1 protein-coding gene and 1 pseudogene are annotated in these 1,654 nt (G+C 65.4%); one reads left to right on the forward strand and one right to left on the reverse strand.

The genetic code is table 11. The annotated features are described in order from the left end of the window. The first annotated feature begins 205 nt into the window (after positions 1-205). Positions 206-562: a hypothetical protein gene (locus RM812_RS41590; protein WP_311586138.1), complete on the forward strand. Its 357-nt coding sequence runs from the start codon at positions 206-208 to the stop codon at positions 560-562. Here the strand turns inward: RM812_RS41590 and RM812_RS41595 are convergent. Then, positions 552-1,373 (reverse strand): annotated as a pseudogene (locus tag RM812_RS41595) (IS5 family transposase). The gene RM812_RS41590 and the pseudogene RM812_RS41595 overlap by 11 nt on opposite strands. Between the last annotated feature and the right edge of the window lie 281 nt (positions 1,374-1,654).

Consider the following 1,654-nt stretch of genomic DNA (forward strand, 5'->3'; position numbering starts at 1 on the left):
GACGGCATCCGTGACCTCCCCGGGAACGACGACCCGACAGGCCACCACTCCCACGGAACCACCACCCCTATCCCCGACCAGCGGAAACGCGTCGATCACGTCCGGAAAGACAACAGCTTCTAAGACGTCGTTTCCTTTGGCTGAGGTCGGTCCGTGCTGTTGACCAGGGACGATGTGTGTCAGTGCTCTGTGAGAGCCTCCGGGCATGAGCTACGACTTGACTGTGTGGGAAGGCGAGAGGCCAGCGGATGACAAGTCCGCTGGCCGGGTCTTCAGCGACCTGTACGACCGCTATATCGACAGCGAGGTCGAGGAGCCTCCGTCCGAACGCATAGCGGCATACGTCGCGGCGCTTCTTGAGCGGTGGTGCGACCTCACCGAGAACGAGGAGGACACTTCGCCCTGGTCGACGGGCCCGTTGATCGGCGAGGCCAGTGGTCCGTTGATCTACTTCCCGATGCGGTGGAGCATGGCCGAGGAGGCATCGGCCTACGCGGCAGCCGTGGCGGAGTCCATGGGTCTGGTCTGTTTCGACGTGCAGCAGGACCGGCTCAGGCCTTGAGCAGGGTCGCCAACCGGCGACAGCCGATGAGGGCTGCGGCTATGCCGACGAAGGCGAGGAAGTGCTCGGCCTTGCGCTCGTATCGACGGTGAAGCCGACGGCAACCGGCGAGCCAGGACACGGTCCGTTCGACCACCCACCGGTGGCGGCCGAGACGTTGTAAGGACTCGATGCCCTTGCGTGCGATGCGGTGGCGGATGCCGCGTTCGCGGAGCCATCGACGCAGGTGGTCGTAGTCATAGCCCTTGTCTCCGTGGAGCTTGTGGGGGCGCCGTCGACGAGGTCCGCGTCGGGACCGGATCGGCGGGATGCCCCGCACGAGCGGTTCGAGGCCGAGGCTGTCGTGCATGTTCGCGCCCGAGATGCCCAGTGAGAGCGGCAGTCCGTTCCGGTCGGTGATCAGGTGGATTTTCAATCCGGGCTTGCCACGGTCGGTCGGATTCGGTCCCGTCAGAGGCCCCCCTTTTGCAGCCCTCATGCTGACGGATTCGATCGCGCAGCGCGACCAGTCCAGTTCCCCGCGGGCGCCGAGCTCGTCGAGGATGATGCGGTGGAGCCGAGCCCAGACCCGGGCTCGGCTCCAGTGGGCGAAGCGTCGGTAGACGGTCTGCCAGCTCGGACCGAACACCGGCGGGAGCTGCCTCTAGGTACAGCCCGAGGTTGCCACGAAGGTGATCGCGGCCAATGCTTCACGGTCACCCGCCCTGCGCCGGCCGCCGCCCTGCGGGCGTATGACCTCCGTCGGCGGTACCACCCGCCGAAACAGCATCCACAACTCGTCCGGCACCAGCCGCTCGACCAAATCCGTCATGCACGGCTCAACGAACGATCACGCCATAAGAAACGACGTCTTAAGAGAGGCAGACCAGGCCCCATGCGGTTGACGGGTCGCCATTGTGTCGCCCAGCAACCAGGTGGTTCTCGACGAGCACTGCTCGCCGTCGAGTTGCAACCACGTTGTAGGCGGTGTCGGCGGTCTCTGAACCTGGACCCCTTTGGGGTCGGTGACTTTTGACCCCGCATGTGCAGTTGTTCACCCGGTTGCCGCGCTTGGTGTGCGGCCGATGTCGCGGTTCTTGAGCCGGTAGGAGT

The organism is Streptomyces lancefieldiae, assembly GCF_031845825.1.
Taxonomy (GTDB): Bacteria; Actinomycetota; Actinomycetes; order Streptomycetales; family Streptomycetaceae; genus Streptomyces; species Streptomyces lancefieldiae.

Coding starts and splice junctions, on each gene's coding strand:
- RM812_RS41590 (WP_311586138.1), top strand. CDS start 206: ATGAGCTACGACTTGACTGTGTGGGAAGGCGAGAGGCCAGCGGATGAC.